This is a genomic window from Streptomyces sp. ATCC 21386 (genome assembly GCF_018728545.1).
Classification (GTDB): domain Bacteria; phylum Actinomycetota; class Actinomycetes; order Streptomycetales; family Streptomycetaceae; genus Streptomyces.
The window spans coordinates 1,982,731-2,002,761 of sequence record NZ_JAAVVL010000001.1 but is presented as its reverse complement, the minus strand read 5'-3'; the positions used below and the strand labels follow the sequence as shown (position 1 = coordinate 2,002,761).

Annotated in this window: 16 protein-coding genes and 1 pseudogene; 5 read left to right on the top strand and 12 right to left on the bottom strand. The window is 69.7% G+C overall.

The features are described from left to right. Positions 1–95 precede the first annotated feature (95 nt). The 6 genes from GWK25_RS08810 to GWK25_RS08785 form a co-directional block, all read right to left on the bottom strand. A complete protein-coding gene (locus GWK25_RS08810; RefSeq protein WP_215449232.1) occupies positions 96–1,514 on the bottom strand; it encodes an FAD-binding oxidoreductase in 1,419 nt (472 codons plus the stop codon). Positions 1,515–1,555: 41 nt separating this feature from the next. Further along, positions 1,556–2,347, bottom strand: a complete 792-nt coding sequence (locus tag GWK25_RS08805) for an ABC transporter permease (RefSeq protein ID WP_215449231.1) — start codon at positions 2,345–2,347, stop codon at positions 1,556–1,558. After that, positions 2,348–3,301, bottom strand: coding sequence for an ABC transporter permease (locus GWK25_RS08800; protein WP_215449230.1), 954 nt, complete (start codon positions 3,299–3,301; stop codon positions 2,348–2,350). Further along, positions 3,301–4,473: an ABC transporter ATP-binding protein gene (locus tag GWK25_RS08795; RefSeq protein WP_215449229.1), complete on the bottom strand. Its 1,173-nt coding sequence runs from the start codon at positions 4,471–4,473 to the stop codon at positions 3,301–3,303. The genes GWK25_RS08800 and GWK25_RS08795 overlap by 1 nt, the downstream gene beginning before the upstream one ends. A gap of 8 nt (positions 4,474–4,481) precedes the next feature. After that, entirely contained in the window at positions 4,482–5,726 is a 1,245-nt protein-coding gene (locus GWK25_RS08790) for a spermidine/putrescine ABC transporter substrate-binding protein (protein ID WP_215449228.1), read from the bottom strand. An 83-nt stretch (positions 5,727–5,809) separates the two neighbouring features. After that, the gene (locus GWK25_RS08785; protein ID WP_215449227.1) at positions 5,810–7,345 is read right to left on the bottom strand and encodes a gamma-aminobutyraldehyde dehydrogenase; all 1,536 of its coding nucleotides are present in this window, start codon (positions 7,343–7,345) and stop codon (positions 5,810–5,812) included. A gap of 212 nt (positions 7,346–7,557) precedes the next feature. Here GWK25_RS08785 and GWK25_RS08780 point away from each other — a divergent pair, with 212 nt between their 5' ends. Next, a complete protein-coding gene (locus GWK25_RS08780) occupies positions 7,558–8,151 on the top strand; it encodes an NADAR family protein (RefSeq protein ID WP_215449226.1) in 594 nt (197 codons plus the stop codon). A 107-nt stretch (positions 8,152–8,258) separates the two neighbouring features. Here the strand turns inward: GWK25_RS08780 and GWK25_RS43275 are convergent, their stop codons facing one another. After that, positions 8,259–9,473, bottom strand: a complete 1,215-nt coding sequence (locus tag GWK25_RS43275; protein WP_251828780.1) for a DUF4190 domain-containing protein — start codon at positions 9,471–9,473, stop codon at positions 8,259–8,261. A 98-nt stretch (positions 9,474–9,571) separates the two neighbouring features. Between GWK25_RS43275 and GWK25_RS08770 the strand changes: the two are divergent. Both GWK25_RS08770 and GWK25_RS08765 read left to right on the top strand, forming a co-directional pair. Next, positions 9,572–10,785: pseudogene (locus GWK25_RS08770) on the top strand (adenosine deaminase). Positions 10,786–10,810: 25 nt separating this feature from the next. Continuing rightward, the gene (locus tag GWK25_RS08765; RefSeq protein ID WP_215449225.1) at positions 10,811–11,518 is read left to right on the top strand and encodes a glycerophosphodiester phosphodiesterase; all 708 of its coding nucleotides are present in this window, start codon (positions 10,811–10,813) and stop codon (positions 11,516–11,518) included. Here the strand turns inward: GWK25_RS08765 and GWK25_RS08760 are convergent. From GWK25_RS08760 to GWK25_RS08740, 5 genes are all read right to left on the bottom strand, one after another. Beyond that, complete coding sequence (locus GWK25_RS08760) at positions 11,500–13,242, bottom strand: sigma-70 family RNA polymerase sigma factor (RefSeq protein WP_374200601.1); 1,743 nt, start codon at positions 13,240–13,242, stop codon at positions 11,500–11,502. The two genes, GWK25_RS08765 and GWK25_RS08760, sit on opposite strands and share 19 nt — an antisense overlap. A 118-nt stretch (positions 13,243–13,360) precedes the next feature. Next, entirely contained in the window at positions 13,361–13,906 is a 546-nt protein-coding gene (locus tag GWK25_RS08755; protein ID WP_215449224.1) for a hypothetical protein, read from the bottom strand. A 125-nt stretch (positions 13,907–14,031) separates the two neighbouring features. After that, a complete protein-coding gene (locus GWK25_RS08750; RefSeq protein WP_215449223.1) occupies positions 14,032–14,691 on the bottom strand; it encodes a YceI family protein in 660 nt (219 codons plus the stop codon). A gap of 528 nt (positions 14,692–15,219) precedes the next feature. After that, positions 15,220–16,377: a PotD/PotF family extracellular solute-binding protein gene (locus tag GWK25_RS08745; RefSeq protein ID WP_215449222.1), complete on the bottom strand. Its 1,158-nt coding sequence runs from the start codon at positions 16,375–16,377 to the stop codon at positions 15,220–15,222. A 92-nt stretch (positions 16,378–16,469) separates the two neighbouring features. Then, on the bottom strand, positions 16,470–17,906 hold the full coding sequence (locus GWK25_RS08740; RefSeq protein WP_215449221.1) for a gamma-aminobutyraldehyde dehydrogenase: 1,437 nt from the start codon (positions 17,904–17,906) through the stop codon (positions 16,470–16,472). Positions 17,907–18,080: 174 nt separating this feature from the next. Here GWK25_RS08740 and GWK25_RS08735 point away from each other — a divergent pair, with 174 nt between their 5' ends. Both GWK25_RS08735 and GWK25_RS08730 read left to right on the top strand, forming a co-directional pair. Beyond that, entirely contained in the window at positions 18,081–18,596 is a 516-nt protein-coding gene (locus GWK25_RS08735; protein WP_215449220.1) for an Lrp/AsnC family transcriptional regulator, read from the top strand. 19 nt (positions 18,597–18,615) lie between these two features. Continuing rightward, positions 18,616–19,980, top strand: a complete 1,365-nt coding sequence (locus GWK25_RS08730; protein WP_215449219.1) for an aspartate aminotransferase family protein — start codon at positions 18,616–18,618, stop codon at positions 19,978–19,980. Positions 19,981–20,031 lie beyond the last annotated feature (51 nt).

Genomic DNA, 20,031 nt, shown 5'->3' with positions numbered 1-20,031 from the left:
GGTGAATGGCGTAAGGCGGCCGGAGAGGGCGCACGCCTGTGGATCACGGGTGCGCCCGCACGCCCTGTCGACCGCGGGTTCGGGTGCCCGCTGCCTCAGCTGTCGAAGCCCAGCCCGAGCCGGTCCATGGCCTTCAGCCACAGGTTGCGGCGGCCCGCGTGGGAGTCGGCGCGGGCCAGCGACCACTTGGTGAGGGCGATACCGGTCCAGGCGAACGGCTCCGGCGGGAATGGCAGCGGCTTCTTGCGCACCATCTCCAGCTCGGTGCGCTCGGTGCGCTCCCCCGCGAGGAGGTCCAGCATGACGTCCGCGCCGAACCGGGTGGCGCCCACGCCCAGCCCCGTGTAGCCGGCCGCGTAGGCGACTCTGCCCTGGTGAGCGGTGCCGAAGAACGCGGAGAAGCGGGAGCAGGTGTCGATGGCGCCGCCCCAGGCGTGGGTGAAGCGGACGCCGTCCAGCTGCGGGAAGCAGGTGAAGAAGTGCCCGGCGAGCTTCGCGTACGTCTCCGGCCGGTCGTCGTACTCGGCACGTACCCGGCCGCCGTACTGGTAGACCGCGTCGTAGCCGCCCCAGAGGATCCGGTTGTCGGCGCTGAGCCGGAAGTAGTGGAACTGGTTGGCCGAGTCCCCGAGCCCCTGTCTGTTCTTCCAGCCGATCGACGCCAGCTGGTCGGCGGTGAGCGGCTCGGTCATCAGGGCGTAGTCGTAGACGGGGACCGTGTACGCGCGGACGCGCCTGACCAGGCTGGGGAAGATGTTGGTGCCGAGCGCCACCTGCCGGGTACGGACCTGGCCGTAGGGGGTGCGGACGGCCATGCCGGCGCCGTACGCCTTCAGGTTCAGCGCGGGTGTGTGTTCGTAGACCCGGACGCCGAGGTTCAGGCAGGCCCGCTTGAGGCCCCAGGCGAGTTTGGCGGGGTGCAGCATGGCCACACCCCGGCGGTCGTGCAGGCCCGCCTCGAAGGTGGGTGAGGCGACCTGGTCGCGCACGGCGTCGGCGTCCAGGAACTCGATGCCGTCGGCGAGGCCCTTGCGGGCGATCTCGTCGTACCAGTCGCGCAGCTCCCAGGCCTGGTACGTCTCGGTGGCGACGTCGATCTCGCCGGTGCGTTCGAAGTCGCAGTCCAGGCCGTGGCGGGCGACCGCCGCCTCGATCTCGTCGAGGTTGCGGGCGCCCAGTTCCTCCAGCTTGTGGATCTCGTCGGGCCAGCGGGCGAGGCCGTTGGCCAGCCCGTGGGTGAGGGAGGCGGCGCAGAAGCCGCCGTTGCGGCCGGAGGCGGCCCAGCCCACCTCGCGGCCTTCCAGCAGGACGACGTCCCGTCCGGGGTCGCGCTCCTTGGCGTTCAGCGCGGTCCACAGTCCGCTGTAGCCGCCGCCGACGACCAGCAGGTCGCAGGTCTCGGCGCCGGTGAGCGCGGGCTCGGGGTGGGGCTTGCCGGGGTCTTCGAGCCAGAACGGGACCGGCTGTGCGTCGGAGAGAGACTTTGTCCAACGGTTCATGGCGCTCGGGGCCATGATTTCAACTCCCTACAGAGTCAACAGAGGCTTTAGGCCTTTTACTTCTTTCTGCGATTTCCGATGGCCATTCCGGCCACCACGAACAGTACGGCGACCAGGAACATGGCCGTACCGACGACATTGATCTGGACGGGTGTGCCGCGCTGTGCCGAACCCCAGACGAACATGGGGAAGGTGACGGTCGAGCCCGCGTTGAAATTGGTGATGATGAAATCGTCGAAGGAGAGCGCGAAGGCGAGCAGCGCGCCCGCCGCGATACCGGGTGCGGCGATCGGCAGGGTGACCCGGACGAAGGTCTGGACGGGCCCGGCGTAGAGGTCGCGCGCGGCCTCCTCCAGCCTCGGGTCCATCGACATCACCCGTGCCTTGACGGCGACCACGACGAAGCTGAGGCAGAACATGATGTGCGCGATGAGGATCGTCCAGAATCCCAACTGCGCACCCAGATTGAGGAACAGGGTGAGCAGCGAGGCGGCCATCACGACTTCGGGCATCGCCATCGGCAGGAAGATCAGCGAGTTGACAGCGCCGCGCGCGCGGAAGCGGTACCGCACCAGCGCGAAGGCGATCATCGTGCCGAGGGCGGTCGCCCCGAGCGTCGCCCAGGCGGCGAGTTGGAGGCTGAGCGAGAGCGAGCCGCACAGGTCGGCGACACCGCACGGGTCGGTCCAGGCGGCGGTGGAGAATTCCTGCCACTCGTAGTTGAAGCGGCCTTTCGGCTGGTTGAAGGAGAAGACCGTGACGACGATGTTCGGCAGCAGGAGATACCCGAGCGTCAGCAGTCCCGCGATGACGACGAGTCGGCGCTTGAGCCAATTGACGAAGGCCATTTAAACCAGGTCCTCCGTCCCGGACTTTCGTATGTAGACCGTGACCATGAGGAGGATCGCGGCCATGAGAAGGAAGGAGAGCGCCGCCGCCGTCGGATAGTCGAGGATCCGCAGGAACTGGCTCTGGATGACGTTGCCGATCATCTGGGTGTTGGTGGAGCCGAGGAGTTCGGCGTTCACGTAGTCGCCGCTGGCCGGGATGAAGGTCAGCAGGGTGCCGGAGACGACGCCCGGCATGGAGAGCGGGAAGGTCACCCTGCGGAACGTGGTGAACGGTCGGGCGTACAGGTCGCCGGCCGCCTCGTGCAGCCGTCCGTCGATGCGTTCGAGGGAGGTGTAGAGCGGCAGGATCATGAACGGCAGGAAGTTGTACGTGAGGCCGCAGACCACGGCGAGCGGGGTGGCCAGCACCCGGTCCCCGGCGGTGAGGCCGAGCCAGCTGGTGACGTCCAGGACGTGCAGCGTGTTGAGGGCGCCGACGACCGGGCCGCCGTCCGAGAGGATCGTCTTCCAGGCGAGGGTGCGGATGAGGAAGCTGGTGAAGAAGGGGGCGATCACCAGGATCAGGATCAGATTGCGCCAGCGGCCGGCCCGGAGGGCGATCAGATATGCCAGCGGATAGCCGAGGAGCAGACACAGGACCGTCGCCGAGCCCGCGTAGAGCACCGAGCGCAGGAACTGCGGGCAGTACTCGCCGAGCGCGTCCCAGTAGGTCGCGAAGTGCCAGGTGACCTGGTAGCCCTCCTCCAGCGAGCCCGTCTGCACGGACGTGGAGGCCTGGTAGACCATCGGCATCGCGAAGAAGACCAGCAGCCAGATCAGACCGGGCGCGAGCAGCAGGTACGGCGTCCAGCGGCCCCGCTTGCGGGGCGGTTTCCCGGTGGCCGGGACCGGGGCGAGAGGTGGGGGCTGGGGCGGGGGCGCCTCGGCTTCGGCGAGGGTTCCGGTCGACATCAGGCGGCCGCCCCCTCGTCCACACCCGCGTCGATGTCCTGGGCGGCGTCCAGGCCGAACGTGTGCGCGGGGCTCCAGTGCAGAACGACCTCGGCGCCGGGGACGAGCCGGGTGTCGCGGTCGATGTTCTGGACGTAGACCTCGAACTCGGGGCAGACCGAGCTGTCGATCACGTACTGCGTGGAGACGCCGATGAAGCTGGTCGCGGCGATCGTCCCGGTGACGCGGTTGCGGCCGACCGGGATCTCCCCCGCGTCGTCCGCGTGGGTGAGGGTGATCTTCTCGGGGCGTACGCCGACGAGGACCTTGCCGCCGGTGGTGGCGGGCGCCGAGCATCGGGCGTCGGGCAGGATCAGCTTGCCGTCGCCGGCCTTCAGCACTATGTCGGCGCCGCTGCGGGAGTCGACCTCGGCCTCGATGAGGTTGGAGGTGCCGAGGAAGTTGGCGACGAAGGTGGTCCGCGGGTTCTCGTACAGGTCGGTGGGCGAGCCGAGTTGCTCGACCCGGCCGCCGTTCATCACGGCGACCGTGTCGGCCATGGTCATGGCCTCCTCCTGGTCGTGCGTGACATGGATGAACGTGATGCCGACCTCGGTCTGGATGCGCTTCAGCTCCAGCTGCATCTGGCGGCGCAGTTTGAGGTCGAGGGCGCCGAGGGGCTCGTCGAGGAGGAGCACCCTGGGGTGGTTGATGAGGGCGCGGGCGACGGCGACGCGCTGCTGCTGGCCGCCCGAGAGCTGGTGCGGCTTCTTGCGGGCCTGCTCGCCGAGCTGGACCAGGTCCAGCATCTCCTCGACCTGCTTCTTCACGCTCTTGATGCCGCGTCGGCGCAGACCGAAGGCGACGTTCTCGAAGATGTCGAGGTGCGGGAAGAGGGCGTACGACTGGAAGACCGTGTTCACCGGCCGCTTGTACGGGGGCAGGTGCGTCACGTCCTGATCGCCGAGCCGGACGCTTCCGCAGGAAGGTTCCTCCAGTCCCGCGATCATGCGCAGGGTGGTGGTCTTGCCACAGCCGGAGGCGCCGAGCAGGGCGAAGAAGGAGCCTTCCGGCACGGTCAGGTCGAGCGGATGCACGGCGGTGAAGGAGCCGTAGGTCTTGCCGATGCCGGAGAGACGGACGTCGCCGCTGCCGTCGTCCGCGGCGTTCTTGCTGCTCTTCTTGCTGGTCATCGTCCTCGTCACGCCCCTGTCAGCTTCGCGAACTTCTCTTCGTACGCCGTCTCTTCCTTACTGCTGAGGGAGCGGAAGGCGTGGGACTTGGCTGCCATGGCCGCGTCGGGAATGATCAGCGGGTTCTTCGCCGCGTCCGGGTCGATCTTGGCCAGCTCCGTCTGCACACCGTCGACGGGGCACACGTAGTTGATGTACGCGGCGAGTTCGGCGGCCGGCTTCGGCTCGTAGTAGTAGTCGATGAGCCGTTCGGCGTTGGTCTTGTGCCGGGCCCTGTTCGGGATCAGCAGGTTGTCGGTCGAGGTCATGTAGCCGCTGTCGGGGATGACGAAGTCGACGTCCGGGGTGTCGGCCTTGAGCTGGACGACGTCACCGGCCCACGCGATACAGGCCGCGAGGTCGCCCTTGGTCAGGTCGGAGGTGTAGTCGTTGCCGGTGAAGCGGCGTATCTGGCCCTTGTCGACGGCCTTCTGGAGGCGGGCGATCGCCGCGTCGTAGTCGTCGTCGCCGAACTTCGCCGGGTCCTTGCCCATGTCGAGCAGGGTCATCCCGATGCTGTCGCGCATCTCGGAGAGGAAGCCGATGCGCCCCTTGAGCTTCGGGTTGTCGAGCAGGTCGGAGACGGACCGCACCTCCTCGCCGTCCAGGGCCTTCTTGTTGAAGGCGATGACGGTCGAGATCCCCTGCCAGGGGTAGGAGTAGGCCCGCCCCGGGTCCCAGTCGGGGCTGCGGAACTGCTGGGACAGGTTCATGAAGGCGTGCGGCAGGTTGGACGCGTCCAGCTTCTGGACCCATCCGAAGCGGATCAGCCGGGCGGCGAGCCAGTCGGTGACGCAGATGAGGTCGCGTCCGGTGTCCTGGCCCGCGGCGAGCTGCGGCTTGATCTTGCCGAAGAACTCGACGTTGTCGTTGATGTCCTCGGTGTACTTGACCTTGATGCCGGTGCGCCGGGCGAACTGGTCCAGGCTGGGGTGGCGCTTGCCGCTGTCGTCGACGTCCATGTACTCGGTCCAGTTGGAGAAGTTGACCTCCTTCTCCTTCGCCGAGTGGTCCTCGGACGAGCCGCCCGAGGTGCTCTTCGCCGCGGGGATGCCGCAGGCGCTCAGCGCCCCGAGCCCGCCGACCGCGAGTGCGCCGCCCGTTCCGGCGCGCAGCAGTGAACGGCGGCTGAGCGCGGCGCGGCCGCCGGAGAGGCTGCGCCGTACGGCGGCCTGCTGGGCCGGTGAGAGGCGGTCGGGCTCGTACTGCTCCATGCGCGTGGTGCCCTTTCGGAGGTGCCCTTTCGGGAGGGTGGGCGGGGACCGGCCGAGGGTCGGGCGGCCGGTCCCCGGGCTGACTAGCGGTCCCCGAAGATCGTGCGGTGCCAGTCCTTCCTGGCGATCGCCGTATTGTCGAACATGACGTGCTTGATCTGGGTGTACTCCTCGAACGCGTACGCGGACATGTCCTTGCCGAAGCCGGACGCCTTGTAGCCGCCGTGCGGCATCTCGCTGATGATCGGAATGTGGTCGTTGACCCACACGCACCCGGCCTTGATCTCGCGGGTGGCGCGGCCCGTGCGGTACACGTCCCGGCTCCAGGCGGAGGCGGCGAGTCCGTACGGGGTGTCGTTGGCGAGCCGGATGCCCTCGTCGTCGCTGTCGAAGGGCAGGACCACGAGCACCGGGCCGAAGATCTCCGCCTGCACGATCTCGCTGTCCTGGGCGGCGTCCGCGATCAGAGTGGGCCGGTAGTACGCGCCGCTCTCCAGCTCGCCCCGGGGCGCCTCACCGCCGGTGACCACGCGCGCGTACGCGCGTGCCCGCTCGACGAAGGCGGCGACCCGGTCGCGCTGGACGTGCGAGATCAGCGGGCCGAGGTCGGTGCCCGGGGCGAAGGGGTCGCCGAGCCGGACGGTCTCCATCAGGGCGGCCGTCCGTGCGACGAACTCCTCGTAGAGGGGCCGCTGCACGTACGCGCGCGTGGCGGCCGTGCAGTCCTGGCCGGTGTTGATGAGGGAACCCGCGACCGCGCCGTGGACGGCGGCCTCCAGGTCGGCGTCGTCGAAGACCACGAACGGGGCCTTGCCGCCGAGCTCCAGGTGGATGCGCTTGACGGTGGCGGTGGCGATCTCGGCGACGCGCTTGCCGACGGCCGTGGACCCGGTGAAGGAGGTCATGACCACATCGGGGTGGCCGACGAGGTGCTCACCGGCCTCCTTGCCGGTGCCGGTGACGATGTTGATCACACCGTCGGGGAGGCCGGCGTCCGTGGCGGCCTGGGCGAAGAGCAACGAGGTGAGCGGGGTGAGCTCGGCGGGCTTCAGGACGATCGTGTTGCCCGCGGCGATCGCCGGGAGGATTTTCCAGGCGGCCATCTGCAGCGGGTAGTTCCAGGGCGCGACGGAACCGACGACACCGACGGGTTCACGGCGTACGTACGAGGTGTGGTCCCCCGAGTACTCCCCCGCCGACTGGCCCTGGAGGTGGCGGGCGGCACCCGCGAAGAACGCCGTGTTGTCGATGGTGCCGGGCACGTCGAACTCGCGCGTCAGCTTGAGCGGCTTGCCGCACTGCAGGGACTCGGCCCGCGCGAACTCCTCCGCCCGCTCGGCCAGGACCGCGGCGAGGCGGTGCAGCGCGTCCGACCGCTCGCCGGGCGTGGTGGCGGCCCAGCCGGGGAACGCCGCGCGGGCGGCGGCGACGGCCGCGTCCACGTCGTCGGGTCCGGCCAGCTCGTAGGTGAGGACCTCGTCGCCGGTCGCGGGGTCGACGACCGCGTGGGTGCGGCCCGACGTGCCCTTGGCCGGGCGGCCGGCGACGAACTGCGCGCCGACCGCGAAGCGGTCCTGTGCGGGGAATCGTTCCGGGGTGGCGGTGCCCGGGTTCTGCATGTCGCTCTCCTCCGCCGGCGCACCTCTGTCCCTCGGGGGCGGGTGGCGTAGCTCCAGCTCGATTTGAGTGCCGATCCTGACAGAGCTGGGCGGCACCAACAAGGGATTCCGTTGTTGCCTTTTGGTTACGCGACGGAATCTGTCGACCAGGTGTCCAGTCGGCACAGGAAAACGAGGACGGTTTGTCGGTGGTTCCTGCCAGACTCGTCGGCATGGAGAAGATCGATTCTTGGGACACGCTGACGGAGGCGGTCCGCACGGGGGCAAGGGTCAAGTACCTGCACTTCTGGGGGCACCGTCCGCTGCCGGACGGCCGGATCGGCGCGAGCTGTCTGAGCCAGTGGTGGCCGTCGCCGTTCACGGTGGACGGCGTGGAGTACGGGACGGCCGAGCACTGGATGATGGCCTCGAAGGCCCGTCTGTTCGGGGACCCGGAGGCGGAGCGCAAGGCCGTGGCCGCGTCGAGCCCCGCGCAGGCCAAGAAGATCGGGCGGCTGGTGCGCGGCTTCGACGAGGCCCTGTGGGAGCGGGAGCGCTTCGGCATCGTCGTCGAGGGCAGCGTCCACAAGTTCGCCGCCGACGCCGGCCTGCGGGCCTTCCTCGTAGGCACGGGCCACCGGGTGCTCGTCGAGGCCAGCCCCGTCGACCGGGTCTGGGGCATCGGGCTCGCGGCGGACGACGAGCGCGCCATGGACCCCGCGCGCTGGCGGGGCCCCAATCTGCTGGGCTTCGCGCTGATGGCGGCACGGGAGAGACTGGCGAGCGGGGGCGCTCCGCTGGAGGTGGGGGGCGCGGTCCCGGGGTGACACGACGGGGGGTGGGCGGCCGCGGGCACGTCGGGTGGGCGGCTGCGGGCACGTCGTGGCTGGTCGCGCAGTTCCCCGCGCCCCTGACGGGGCGCTCTTCGAGGGGCCTACACGCCGCCTTCCCTCACCGGCAGCACCAGGGACAGTGACGTCGAGTAGCTGTCGTCGAAGGGGTCGGTGTCCGAGTCGTAGCCGTCGTTCTCGGACGCCAGGACGATGAGGACGATGAAGCCGATGCCGAGCAGGATGCCGGCGGCTCCGCAGATGATCCCGGCCAGGGCGTGCCCCGGGTTCGTCGCCTCGCCCCGGCGCGCTTTGGCCCGGCCGACGAAGCCGAAGATCATGGCCATGATCCCGAGCAGGATCGCGAACGGCCACAGACAGAACAGCACGGCGGCGCAGATGCCGAGCACCATCGCCGCGATCCCGATCCCGTTGCTCGGCGGCGGCGCCAGGACGGGCCAGGCGTAGCCCGCTCCCGGGCCGGGGTAACCGGCGCCGGGGTGAGCCTGCGCACCCGGGTACCCCGGGTACTGGGGGTAGCCGTACGGAACCTGTCCCGGCCCTTCGGGGCCGATGGGCGGGGGAGGTACGGCTGCGCCGGGGGCGCCGTAGGGCGCGGAGGCCACGGGCGACGGGTACGACGCGTGGGGCGCGGGGTGTGGCTGATGTGCCCCGGCCGCGCCGGGCGCGGGCGGGGCGAAGGGATTGGGGGCCGGGGCGGGCGATGGCGTCGCCTGCCGGTCACCCGGGGGTGCGAACGCGCCGGGAGCGGACAGGACCGTCATCTGGTCGTGCGGCGAGGGCGCGGAAGGGGTGGGAGAGGCGGCGGCGTTGCCCTGAGCCGGGGTGTCGGCCGGAGCGGTCCAGGGATCGTACGGGGCCTGAGGCGCGGGTGCGGTGGACGCGCCCGGAGCCGACCACGCGGGCGGGACCGGGGCCGCGGTCCCGGCGGCTCCGGCGGGCCCGACCGGCCGCTCGCCCTCGGCGGAGCCCGCTGCGTCGACGGAGTCGGTGGAGCCGGTCGACCCGGTCGGCGTACTCGGTTTGTCGAGGGCGACCGTCGGAGTCGGTACCGCGTCCTCCGTCAGCGTGGGGAGTGTGGCGCCGTTCACCACCGTCAGCGGCACGGCGTCGTCGGTCACCGTCGGCAGCGTCGCACCGTCGACCACCGTCAGCGGGGCGGCGTCGTCGGTCACCGTGCGGAGCGTGGTGCCGTCGACCACGGTCGGCGGCAGCGCGGCGTCGCCCTGTGGGGACGTCCACGGGGCCGGCTCCGGAGCGGCCGGTGTTTCCGGAATCGGTGCCTCGTCGGCTGACATGAGCGGGTCCCCCTGTGACGTTCCGTGCCGTTCCGCGTCGCTTTTCCGTCGGACGCGATCAGCTGTACGTTCGGTCATGCTAAGGCCCGGGGTTAGCCGTGTGGACGGCCGCCTACGATGATCCCCGAGTCAACGATCAGCCGATCACCCGCGTCCCCCGCAGCAGACCACGGTCCGGGGCGGACGCCGTTCCCGGGGAGGAACCTTGACCGACCACCGCACCACGCAGGGCGTGCCCCTGAGCCCCGCCGTCGCCGACACCGCCCTCGGCGCTTCCGGCACCCGCGACCTGCACGCCTTCATCGCCGGTCTGCCGAAGGCCGAACTGCATGTGCACCACGTCGGCTCCGCCTCCCCCCGTATCGTCTCGGAACTCGCCGCCCGCCACCCCGACTCCCCGGTGCCCACGGACCCCGAAGCCCTCGCGGACTACTTCTCGTTCACGGACTTCGCCCACTTCATCCAGGTGTACCTGTCCGTCGTCGACCTCATCCGCACCCCGGAGGACGTCCGTCTGCTGACGTTCGAGGTGGCCCGGGATCTCGCCCGGCAGCAGGTGCGCTACGCCGAGCTGACCATCACCCCGTACTCCTCCACCCGTCGCGGGATCGATGAGCGGGCGTTCATGGACGCGATCGAGGACGCCCGGAAGGCGGCGGAGGCCGAGTTCGGGACCGTCCTGCGGTGGTGCTTCGACATTCCCGGCGAGGCGGGGCCGGCCTCGGCCGAGGAGACCGCGCGGCTCGCCACCGACGACCGGCTGCGCCCGGAGGGGCTGGTGTCGTTCGGCCTCGGCGGACCCGAGGTCGGTGTGCCGAGGCCGCAGTTCAAACCGTACTTCGACCGGGCGATCGCGGCCGGGCTGCACTCCGTGCCGCACGCCGGCGAGACCACGGGGCCCGAGACGATCTGGGACGCGCTGAACGAGCTGCGCGCGGAGCGCATCGGCCACGGCACCAGCGCGGCCCGCGACCCGAAGCTGCTGGCCCATCTCGCCGAGCGGAGGATCGCCCTGGAGGTCTGCCCGACCTCGAACATAGCGACCCGAGCGGTCCGCACCCTCGACGAGCACCCCATCAAGGAGTTCGTGGCGGCCGGAGTGCTGGTCACCGTCAACTCCGACGACCCGCCGATGTTCGGCACCGACCTGAACACCGAGTACGCGGTGGCCGCGCGCCTCCTCGACCTCGACGAGCAGGGAGTGGCCGCGCTCGCGAAGAACGCCGTGGAGGCGTCCTTCCTCGACGAGCCCGGCAAGGCCCGGGTGACCGCCGAGATCGACACCTACACCTCGGCCTGGCTCGCCCCCTGATCCGATCGGCACCGAAGGCCCCACCATGCGCACCGTGACAGCCGTCGCCCATCGCGGCGCCCCCTACCGCCACCGCGAGAACACGCTCGACTCCCTGCGGGCCGGGCTGGAACTGGGCGCGGACGTCGTCGAGTTCGATGTACGGACGACTCGTGACGGGGTACCGGTCCTGCTCCACGACTCGACGCTGAACCGGCTCTGGGAGGTGGACCGGCCGCTGGCCGCGCTGTCCGCCGCCGAGCTGCGCGGGCTGACGGCCGACGGGGTGCCGACACTGGCCGACGCGCTGCTCGCCACCGAGGGCAGCCGCGTCATGGTGGATCTGCCGGGTGCGGTGAACCTGCGGGCGGTGCGACAGATCCTCGGCGTCGTGCGGGACTGCGACGCCGAGGACCGTGTCTACTACAGCGCCGACCCGCGGACCGTGCTCGCGGTCCGCGCCTCCGCTCCCACGGCCGAGCTCGCGCTGACCTGGAAGACCTCCGCACCGCCGCGTCCCGCCCTGCTCGACGCCATCCGTCCGCGCTGGCTGAACTACCGCTTCGGTCTCCTCACCCGCCCCCTGACGGACCGTGTCCACCGGGACGGCTACCTCCTCTCCGCCTGGACCCCGGACACCCGGCGCTCCATGCGCCGTCTGCTGTCCTGGGGTGTCGACTCGATCACCACCAACCGCGTCGACGCCCTGTGCACCCTCAGAGCGAGCGGTGAGGGCTACACCTCGGACCGCTGAGGCACGGTCGCCGCGTCCGCCGGCCTCTCCCGTGTGACGTACTGCGGCACCGGCGCCGAGTCCTTGCCGTCGTCGCGGACGAGGCCGTAGCGGATGGCGCCCCGGTCGGGGCCGACGGTGATGTCCTCGGTCACGGCGTCCCAGGTGGAGGGGGCGACAGTGATGTTGTAGTCGGCGCCGCGTTCGTTCTGGGTGAGCGTGACCGTGCCGTCGAGGTAGTAGTACTCGTTCTGCCACATCTGCTGGGCGCCCTCGGGCAGGACGGTGTAGCCGATGTCGGGGCCGCCCATGCTCGAGGTCCTGCCGTCGGCGGAGGTCGGGTCGTCCATGCGGCGGCCGCCGCCCGAGGCGACGTGGAAGAGCATGCCCTCCAGACCGGTCCAGGCCGGCATGACCAGTCCGCCCGGCCGGTACTCGGGCAAGATCTGCCAGCGGACCAGGACGTACCCCTGGCCCGTGAACGTCACGTTGTCGCCCCGGTGGTTCATCGCGGTCCGCGGGCCACCGCTGCTGGTGACACCGGACTCGGGCCGGCGCGGGAGGGCGGCGGGCGGGCTGTCCGGGTCCGGTGCCCGGTCCGCCACGTCGACGACCGTGCCGTACAGGTTCTTCGGCTTCTTCTCCTTCTCCTTCTTCGGCGACGGGGAGGCCGAGGGGGACGGTGAGGACGACGGCGACGGGGAGCGCGACGGGGTGCGGGGCGCCGGGGGCGCGGGCCCACGGGCCGTGCTCAGCACGGTCGGCGCGACCTGCGCGGGCCGGTCCTCGGAAGGTTGGGTCACCACGTACGCGCCCCCGGCGACCACCGTCGCGCTCGCCGTCACCGCGACGGCGGGCTTGGTGAGGGCACCGATCACCTTGGCGGACCAGCTCAGGGAGGCGGTCGCGGTCGTCGCCGCCACGGCCGTCTTGCCGCCGAACGCCAGCGACAGGGTGAAGCCGACGGGGACGGGGACCAGGGCGAGCCCGACGAGGAGCCGTTCGGCGGGGACGAAGACCTCACCGGGGCGGCCGTGGCCGTCGCAGCGGGCGCAGCCGCGGATGTGCCGGGCGATGCGCTTGCGCCACACCGAGTCGGGCCGCCCGCTCCAGCGTGCGGTGACGCGGCCCAGGTCGGAGCAGGAGGAGTCGAGGGCACGGACGATGCCGCGCGCGGTCTCCAGCCGGGCCTTCATCCGCTGGACGCGGACGGCGGCGTGCTGCCGGCTGATACCGACGGCGGCGGCGAGTTCGCGCCGGGTCAGTTCGCCCGCGACCTCCAGCCACCACAGCGACAGCAGTTGCCGGTCCTCGTCGTCGAGCCAACGGACCGCCTCCGCGACCTCCTTGCGTTGCCCTTCCAACTGCAACCGCAGCACGGTCAGTTCGGCGAAGTCGGCGGCACCCTGGGCGTCGTGGTCGTCGAGCTGGTCGGCGGTGCGGCGGCGCGCCCGGTCCCGTATCTGCCGCATCGCGATCGCGACCAGCCAGGAACGGAAGCTGTCCGGATCGCGTAGCGTGTCGAGGTTGCCGACGGCGCGCAGCATGGTGTCCTGCACGACGTCGTCGACGTCTGCGTGGCCGTTGAGGGCCCGGCCGACGATGTTGTAGACAAGCGGCAACCAGCCCTCGACCAGTTCGTCGAGGGCGCGCCGGTCCCCCGCCTGCGCGGCCGCGATGGTGGACCGCCACTGCCGCCCGTCCACGTACGTCCCCTTCGATCCTGCTGGGCTCACCCGGTTCACTCGGCTGTGTTCCGTACCTTCTCAGCCATCGTTCGGGCTTGGGGAACCTCCGAGGCGGAGATCACACCGCTCACACTGTCCATACGGCTCGCTCCTGTATGCGGGGAGACAGGGGTGCCTACGGAGACGGTGTGGAGGCGGCCGGGATAACAGTTTTCCGGTCCCATCCGCCGGTGAGGGCCTCCAGCCGCTTGATCCGCCGCCGTACGACGTGGAGCGGGATGATCCCGAAGACCCCGAACGACATGTCGATCACGGTCCACCAGAAGGGGATGCCGCGGATCGGCCCGCAGATCAGGGCCAGCGGGATGATGCCCGCGCAGGCGATCATGCCGAACTCGATGACCCAGATGTTGCGGACCGGGTCACGGTAGGGGCCGTAGAAGGACACCGCGATCACCAGGTGCGCGAAGGCCAGCCAGTCCGTGCCGTACAGGAGGAACGGGTAGGTGGCGTCGGCCTCGTCGAGTCCCGCCCGCACCCGCTCGATCCACTCCACGAACGCCGGCAGGTACTCGCCGACGGACAGCGACCGCAGCAACTCCTCGGTCCAGCGCAGCTCGTGGACCAGCGGGAAGGCTGTGGCGCCGCTCAGCACCAGACAGACGACGAAGAAGACCAGCCACGCACGGATGCCCTTCAACAGGGCGGCTCTGTCGCTCATGCCGCGAGCGTACGCCCCCGCTTGAACGTGTTCAAAAGTGGGGGCCCGACAGATGTCGGGCCCTCACGGGCACACGGAACACGGGAACGCGACGGGCCGTCAGCCGCCGGGCACGCGACGGACCGTCAGGCGCCGGGGACGGCGCGGATCGCGGCGATGTCGAACTGCAGGCGCACCTTCTCGCTCACCATGGCGCCACCCTCCGCGAGCCGCTGGTCGTAGGTGAGGCCCCATTCGGAGCGATTGATGGTGGTGGTCCCGTCGAAACCGACCCGCTCATATCCGAACGGGTCCATGACGTGCCCTATGTAGGTGAGTTCCAGATCGACGGGACGGGTGGTGCTCTTGATCGTGAGTTCACCGGCCATGCGGTAGACATCCTTGCCCACGAGACGCACCGCCGTACTGACGAAGCGCATACGGGGATAAGTCGCGGCATCAAGGAAATCGCGACCCATCAAATGGGCATCACGCTGTTCCACTCCGGTGTCGACGGACGTGGTGGACAGCACTATCTCGGCCCGCGAACGCGAAGGATCACGGCCGTCGAAATAGAGTCGACTCTGATACTCGGTGAACGCGCCTCGCACGGTCGTGACCAGGGCGTGTCTGACGGAGAAACCGATACGGCTGTGCGCCGCGTCGATCATCCATTCGCCGGTCAGCATCGTGAGTGCGGGATCGGACGTGCCGTCGGGAGCGAACTCCCCGGACTCGTGGGGGAGTCGCGAGGCTGTGGGGGCTGCCGGGCGGCGCAGGGACGCAGCACGGGTGAACAGGTTCATGATTCACGTAACTACGGCACGAGGGGATACGCCGCAACCCTTGGTCGACGGATCCGTCCGGTCCGAATCAACCGTGAAAGACTGATAAAACGCCACCGCACGCCAGACAATTACGCCGCCTCCACAAGGTCTCCACGAATTCGCTCGCCCCGATTCGCCCCGGAACGGCCTGAAGGAAAATGAATGCAGACGTAGTACCCCAAGGCCATACAGAGGCGAACGGGGGTCATGCGGTGCTCTTCGGCAGCAGTCCACGGGCCAGAGTGTCACGGGACGCCGCCAGGTGGCGCCCGGCCCGCGCGAGCGAGATCTCGGACCCGGCAGTCGTGCGGGTTCTGCAGGGAGACGCGTCCGCCGGTGAAGACGCGGTCCCCGGAGACAGTTCGGCCGTACGACGGCCCTCGCCCGCCTTCCCCAGCGCCGGTACCGCCCCGGAGGTGACCCTTCAGCCGTCAGCCACCCGTCCCTCCGCCGGGGCCGCGCCCCCTCGGCCCTCGTAGCCGTCGGGCGTGGCCCTCGTGGCGCTCCCTAGAGCCCCACGATCCCGTTCCACCGCCGGGCGAACTCGCGCCGTTCCCGGGAGGTGATGTCCCGGGCTACGGCGAGCCGGGCGCGCATGGTGTCGTCGGGGAAGATCAGGGGGTCCTCGGCGAGGGCGGCGGTCTCCTGATCCTTGGCCGAGGCCAGGACGTCGCGGGCCGCCGGGACGGGGCAGACGTAGTTGACCCAGGCCGCGAGTTCGGCGGCCACCTCGGGGTCGTAGTAGTGGTCGACAAGGCGCTCGGCGCTCGCCTTGTGGCGTGCGAGGTTGGGGATCATCAGGGACTCGGACCAGAGTTCGCCGCCCTCCTCGGGCACGACGAACCGGACGTCCGGGTCGTCGGCCTGGAGTTGGATGACGTCCCCCGAGTAGGCCTGGCAGGCGAGGACGTCCCCGCTGGAGAGGTCCTTGATGTAGTCGTTGCCCGTGAAGCGGCGGATGTGACCGGCGCGGACGCGGGAGGCGACCTGGTCGCAGACGGTGTGGAAGTCGTCCGCGGTCCAGCGCGTCACATCGACACCGTTGCCCTGCATCAGCAAGGCGAACGCCTCGTCCAGGCCGGAGAGCAGGGTGACCCGCCCTTTCAGGTCGTCCGCCCACAGGTCGGCGACCCGGCGTATCTCGCGGCCCACCTTCCGCCGGTTGTACGCGATACCGGTGATCCCCGACTGCCACGGCACCGTGAAGGCCCGGCCGGGATCGAAGGCGGGCGACCGGAGCTGCGGATCCAGATGGCGGCTGACGTTGGGCTGCCGGGCCCGGTCCATCTCCTGCACCCAGCCGAGCCGTACGAAACGGGCGCACATCCAGTCACTGACGACGACGAGGTCACGGCCGGTCTGCTGATGGTTCATCAGAGCCGGGCCGATCCTGCCGAAGAACTCGTCGTTGTCGTTGATCTCCTCGGTGTAGTCGACGGCGATCCCGGTGCGCTCCTCGAACGCCTCCAGCGTCGGCCGCCGTGAGTCGTCCTCGTCGTCCGTGTCGATGTAGAGCGGCCAGTTCGACCAGCTCAGCCGCTTGTCCCGGGCCGAGAGGTCGACCCCGGCCCGGTCACCGGGCGCCACATAGGCGGGGGGCACACCGCACCCGGCGAGTGCGCCGAGAGCCGCCCCCACACCCAGCAGGGAGCGACGCGTGAACATAGGTGCCCCCGCGCCCCGTTGGGCCGAAGGGCCTGCAGGGGCGCGGGGAACCGCGCGATCGACCACGACGAACCTTCAGCCGAAAACCGCTGTCAGTCCAACGACGTCATCACGTGCTTGATCCGCGTGTAGTCGTCGAAGCCGTAACCCGAGAGGTCCTTGCCGTACCCGGACTTCTTGAACCCGCCGTGCGGCATCTCCGCGACCAGCGGGATGTGCGTGTTGATCCAGACACACCCGAAGTCCAGCGCCTTGGACATCCGCATGGCCCGCCCATGGTCCTTCGTCCACACCGACGAGGCCAGCGCGTACTCCACGCCGTTCGCCCACTCGACGGCCTGCCCCTCGTCGGAGAAGGACTGCACGGTGATGACCGGCCCGAAGACCTCCTTCTGGATGATCTCGTCGTCCTGCTTCAGCCCGGAGACGACGGTCGGCGCGTAGAAGTACCCCTTCTCGCCGACCTGGTGACCACCGGCCTCGACCTTGGCGTGGGCCGGCAGCCGCTCGATGAACCCGGCGACCTGCTTGAGCTGGTTGGGGTTGTTGAGCGGGCCGTACAGCACGTCCTCGTCGTCCGGCTGCCCGGTCTTCGTCTCGGCCGCCGCCTTCGCGAGCGCGGCCACGAACTCGTCGTGGATGCCCTCCTGGACGAGGACACGGGTCGCGGCCGTACAGTCCTGCCCCGCGTTGAAGAAGCCCGCCACGGAGATGTCCTCGACGGCCTTGGCGATGTCGGTGTCGGAGAAGACGACGACCGGCGCCTTGCCGCCCAGCTCCAGGTGGACCCGCTTGAGGTCCCTGGACGCGGACTCGGCGACGGACATGCCGGCCCGCACGGACCCGGTGATGGACGCCATGGCCGGGACCGGGTGCTCGACCATCAGCCGGCCGGTGTCGCGGTCGCCGGTGATGACGTTGAAGACGCCCTTGGGCAGGATCGCACCGATGATCTCAGCCATCAGGACGGTCGACGCGGGCGTCGTGTCCGACGGCTTCAGCACGACCGTGTTGCCCGCGGCGATCGCCGGCGCGAACTTCCACACGGCCATCATCATCGGGTAGTTCCACGGCGCGACCTGAGCACAGACACCGACCGGCTCACGGCGGACGATCGAGGTCATGCCCTCCATGTACTCGCCGGCCGAGCGGCCCTCCAGCATCCGCGCGGCGCCCGCGAAGAAGCGGATCTGGTCCACCATCGGCGGGATCTCCTCGGAGCGGGTCAGCCCGATCGGCTTGCCCGTGTTCTCCACCTCCGCCGCGATGAGTTCCTCGGCCCGCTCCTCGAACGCGTCGGCGATCTTCAGCAGGGCCTTCTGACGCTCGGCCGGGGTCGTGTCCCGCCAGCCCGGGAACGCGGCCTCGGCGGCGGCCATCGCCGCGTCGACGTCGGCCTGACCGGACAGGGGCGCGGTCGCGTAGGCCTCGCCCGTCGCGGGGTTGACCACCTCGGTGGTCCGTCCGTCGACGGCGTCACGGAATTCGCCGTCGATGTAGTTGCGCAGACGACGCAGCTCGGTGCTCACTGCCGGCCCTCCAGATGGGTCCAGATCGGGGTGTCCATTCCTTGAGACACCACCCTAATCCGCCGCCCGACGTTTTCAACACCCCTGACACCTCACCGACTGCGAAATCCGCAAGCCACGAGCCCGTAAACAACGAATTTCATCGGTTCAGCCTTGCGGAACTGTCGAGACGTCGTGCACAGTGTGGCCGTGGCAAGTCGAAGCGCAGACCAGAAGGACTCCAGGGAGCCCAAGAACGGCACTCCCCAGTTGGACGCCGTCTCCCTCGCCATCGTCGAGCAGTTGCAGGAGGACGGCCGTCGGCCGTACGCCGCGATCGGCAAGGCCGTGGGCCTCTCCGAGGCGGCCGTGCGCCAGCGCGTCCAGAAGCTGCTCGACCAGGGCGTGATGCAGATCGTCGCCGTCACCGACCCGCTCACCGTGGGTTTCCGGCGGCAGGCGATGCTCGGCATCAACGTCGACGGCGATCTGGATCCCGTGGCGGACGCCCTGACGGCCATGCCGGAGGTCGAGTACATCGTCATCACCGCCGGCTCCTTCGACCTGATGGTGGAGGTCGTCTGCGAGGACGACGACCACCTCCTGGAGGTCATCAACAAGCGCATCCGGACCCTGCCCGGAGTGCGGTCCACCGAGAGCTTCGTCTACCTGAAGCTCAAGAAGCAGACCTACATGTGGGGAACCCGATAACCGTGAGGACGCGATAACCGTGAGCCCCAAGGACCTCAGCCAGACCGCGTACGACCACCTGTGGATGCACTTCACCCGCATGTCCTCGTACGAGAACTCCCCGGTCCCCACCATCGTCCGGGGCGAGGGCACGTACATCTACGACGACAAGGGCAAGCGGTACCTCGACGGTCTCGCCGGTCTCTTCGTGGTCCAGGCCGGCCACGGCCGCACCGAGCTGGCGGAGACCGCGTTCAAGCAGGCGCAGGAGCTGGCCTTCTTCCCGGTGTGGTCGTACGCGCACCCGAAGGCCGTCGAGCTGGCGGAACGTATCGCCTCCCATGCGCCCGGCGATCTGAACAAGGTCTTCTTCACCACCGGCGGCGGCGAGGCGGTCGAGACCGCCTGGAAGCTCGCCAAGCAGTACTTCAAGCTCCAGGGCAAGCCGACCAAGTACAAGGTCATCTCCCGCGCCGTCGCCTACCACGGCACCCCGCAGGGCGCCCTGTCCATCACCGGCCTGCCGGCCCTCAAGGCCCCCTTCGAGCCGCTGGTGCCGGGCGCGCACAAGGTCCCGAACACCAACATCTACCGCGCCCCGATCCACGGCGACGACCCGGAGGCCTTCGGCCGCTGGGCGGCCGACCAGATCGAGCAGCAGATCCTCTTCGAGGGCCCGGAGACGGTCGCGGCCGTCTTCCTGGAGCCGGTGCAGAACGCCGGCGGCTGCTTCCCGCCGCCGCCCGGCTACTTCCGGCGGGTCCGCGAGATCTGCGACCAGTACGACGTCCTGCTGGTGTCGGACGAGGTCATCTGCGCCTTCGGCAGGCTCGGCACGATGTTCGCCTGCGACAAGTTCGGCTACGTCCCGGACATGATCACCTGTGCCAAGGGCATGACCTCGGGCTACTCCCCGATCGGCGCCTGTGTCGTCTCGGACCGCATAGCCGAGCCCTTCTACAAGGGCGACAACACCTTCCTGCACGGCTACACCTTCGGCGGCCACCCGGTCTCCGCGGCCGTCGGCCTCGCCAACCTCGACCTGTTCGAGCGCGAGAAGCTCAACCAGCACGTCCTCGACAACGAGGCGGCCTTCCGTTCCACCCTGGAGAAGCTCCACGACCTGCCGATCGTCGGCGACGTCCGCGGCAACGGCTACTTCTACGGAATCGAGCTGGTCAAGGACAAGACGACGAAGGAGAGCTTCGACGACGACGAGACCGAGCGGATCCTCTACGGCTTCCTGTCGAAGAAGCTGTTCGAGAACGGCCTCTACTGCCGGGCCGACGACCGCGGCGATCCGGTCGTCCAGCTCGCCCCGCCGCTGATCTCCGACCAGTCGACCTTCGACGAGATCGAACAGATCCTGCGCGCGACGCTGACGGAGGCGTGGACGCTGCTGTAGGCATCGCCCCCTGGGCGAACCCGGCGCCCCGGTCCTCCGCCGCGACCCTGC

Excerpts from the sequence above, each read along its gene's own strand:
- GWK25_RS08810 (WP_215449232.1), bottom strand. The coding sequence starts at position 1,514 with ATGGCCCCGAGCGCCATGAACCGTTGGACAAAGTCTCTCTCCGACGCA.
- GWK25_RS08805 (WP_215449231.1), bottom strand. The coding sequence starts at position 2,347 with ATGGCCTTCGTCAATTGGCTCAAGCGCCGACTCGTCGTCATCGCGGGA.
- GWK25_RS08800 (WP_215449230.1), bottom strand. The coding sequence starts at position 3,301 with ATGTCGACCGGAACCCTCGCCGAAGCCGAGGCGCCCCCGCCCCAGCCC.
- GWK25_RS08795 (WP_215449229.1), bottom strand. The coding sequence starts at position 4,473 with ATGACCAGCAAGAAGAGCAGCAAGAACGCCGCGGACGACGGCAGCGGC.
- GWK25_RS08790 (WP_215449228.1), bottom strand. The coding sequence starts at position 5,726 with ATGGAGCAGTACGAGCCCGACCGCCTCTCACCGGCCCAGCAGGCCGCC.
- GWK25_RS08785 (WP_215449227.1), bottom strand. The coding sequence starts at position 7,345 with ATGCAGAACCCGGGCACCGCCACCCCGGAACGATTCCCCGCACAGGAC.
- GWK25_RS08780 (WP_215449226.1), top strand. The coding sequence starts at position 7,558 with ATGGAGAAGATCGATTCTTGGGACACGCTGACGGAGGCGGTCCGCACG.
- GWK25_RS43275 (WP_251828780.1), bottom strand. The coding sequence starts at position 9,473 with ATGTCAGCCGACGAGGCACCGATTCCGGAAACACCGGCCGCTCCGGAG.
- GWK25_RS08765 (WP_215449225.1), top strand. The coding sequence starts at position 10,811 with ATGCGCACCGTGACAGCCGTCGCCCATCGCGGCGCCCCCTACCGCCAC.
- GWK25_RS08755 (WP_215449224.1), bottom strand. The coding sequence starts at position 13,906 with ATGAGCGACAGAGCCGCCCTGTTGAAGGGCATCCGTGCGTGGCTGGTC.
- GWK25_RS08750 (WP_215449223.1), bottom strand. The coding sequence starts at position 14,691 with ATGAACCTGTTCACCCGTGCTGCGTCCCTGCGCCGCCCGGCAGCCCCC.
- GWK25_RS08745 (WP_215449222.1), bottom strand. The coding sequence starts at position 16,377 with ATGTTCACGCGTCGCTCCCTGCTGGGTGTGGGGGCGGCTCTCGGCGCA.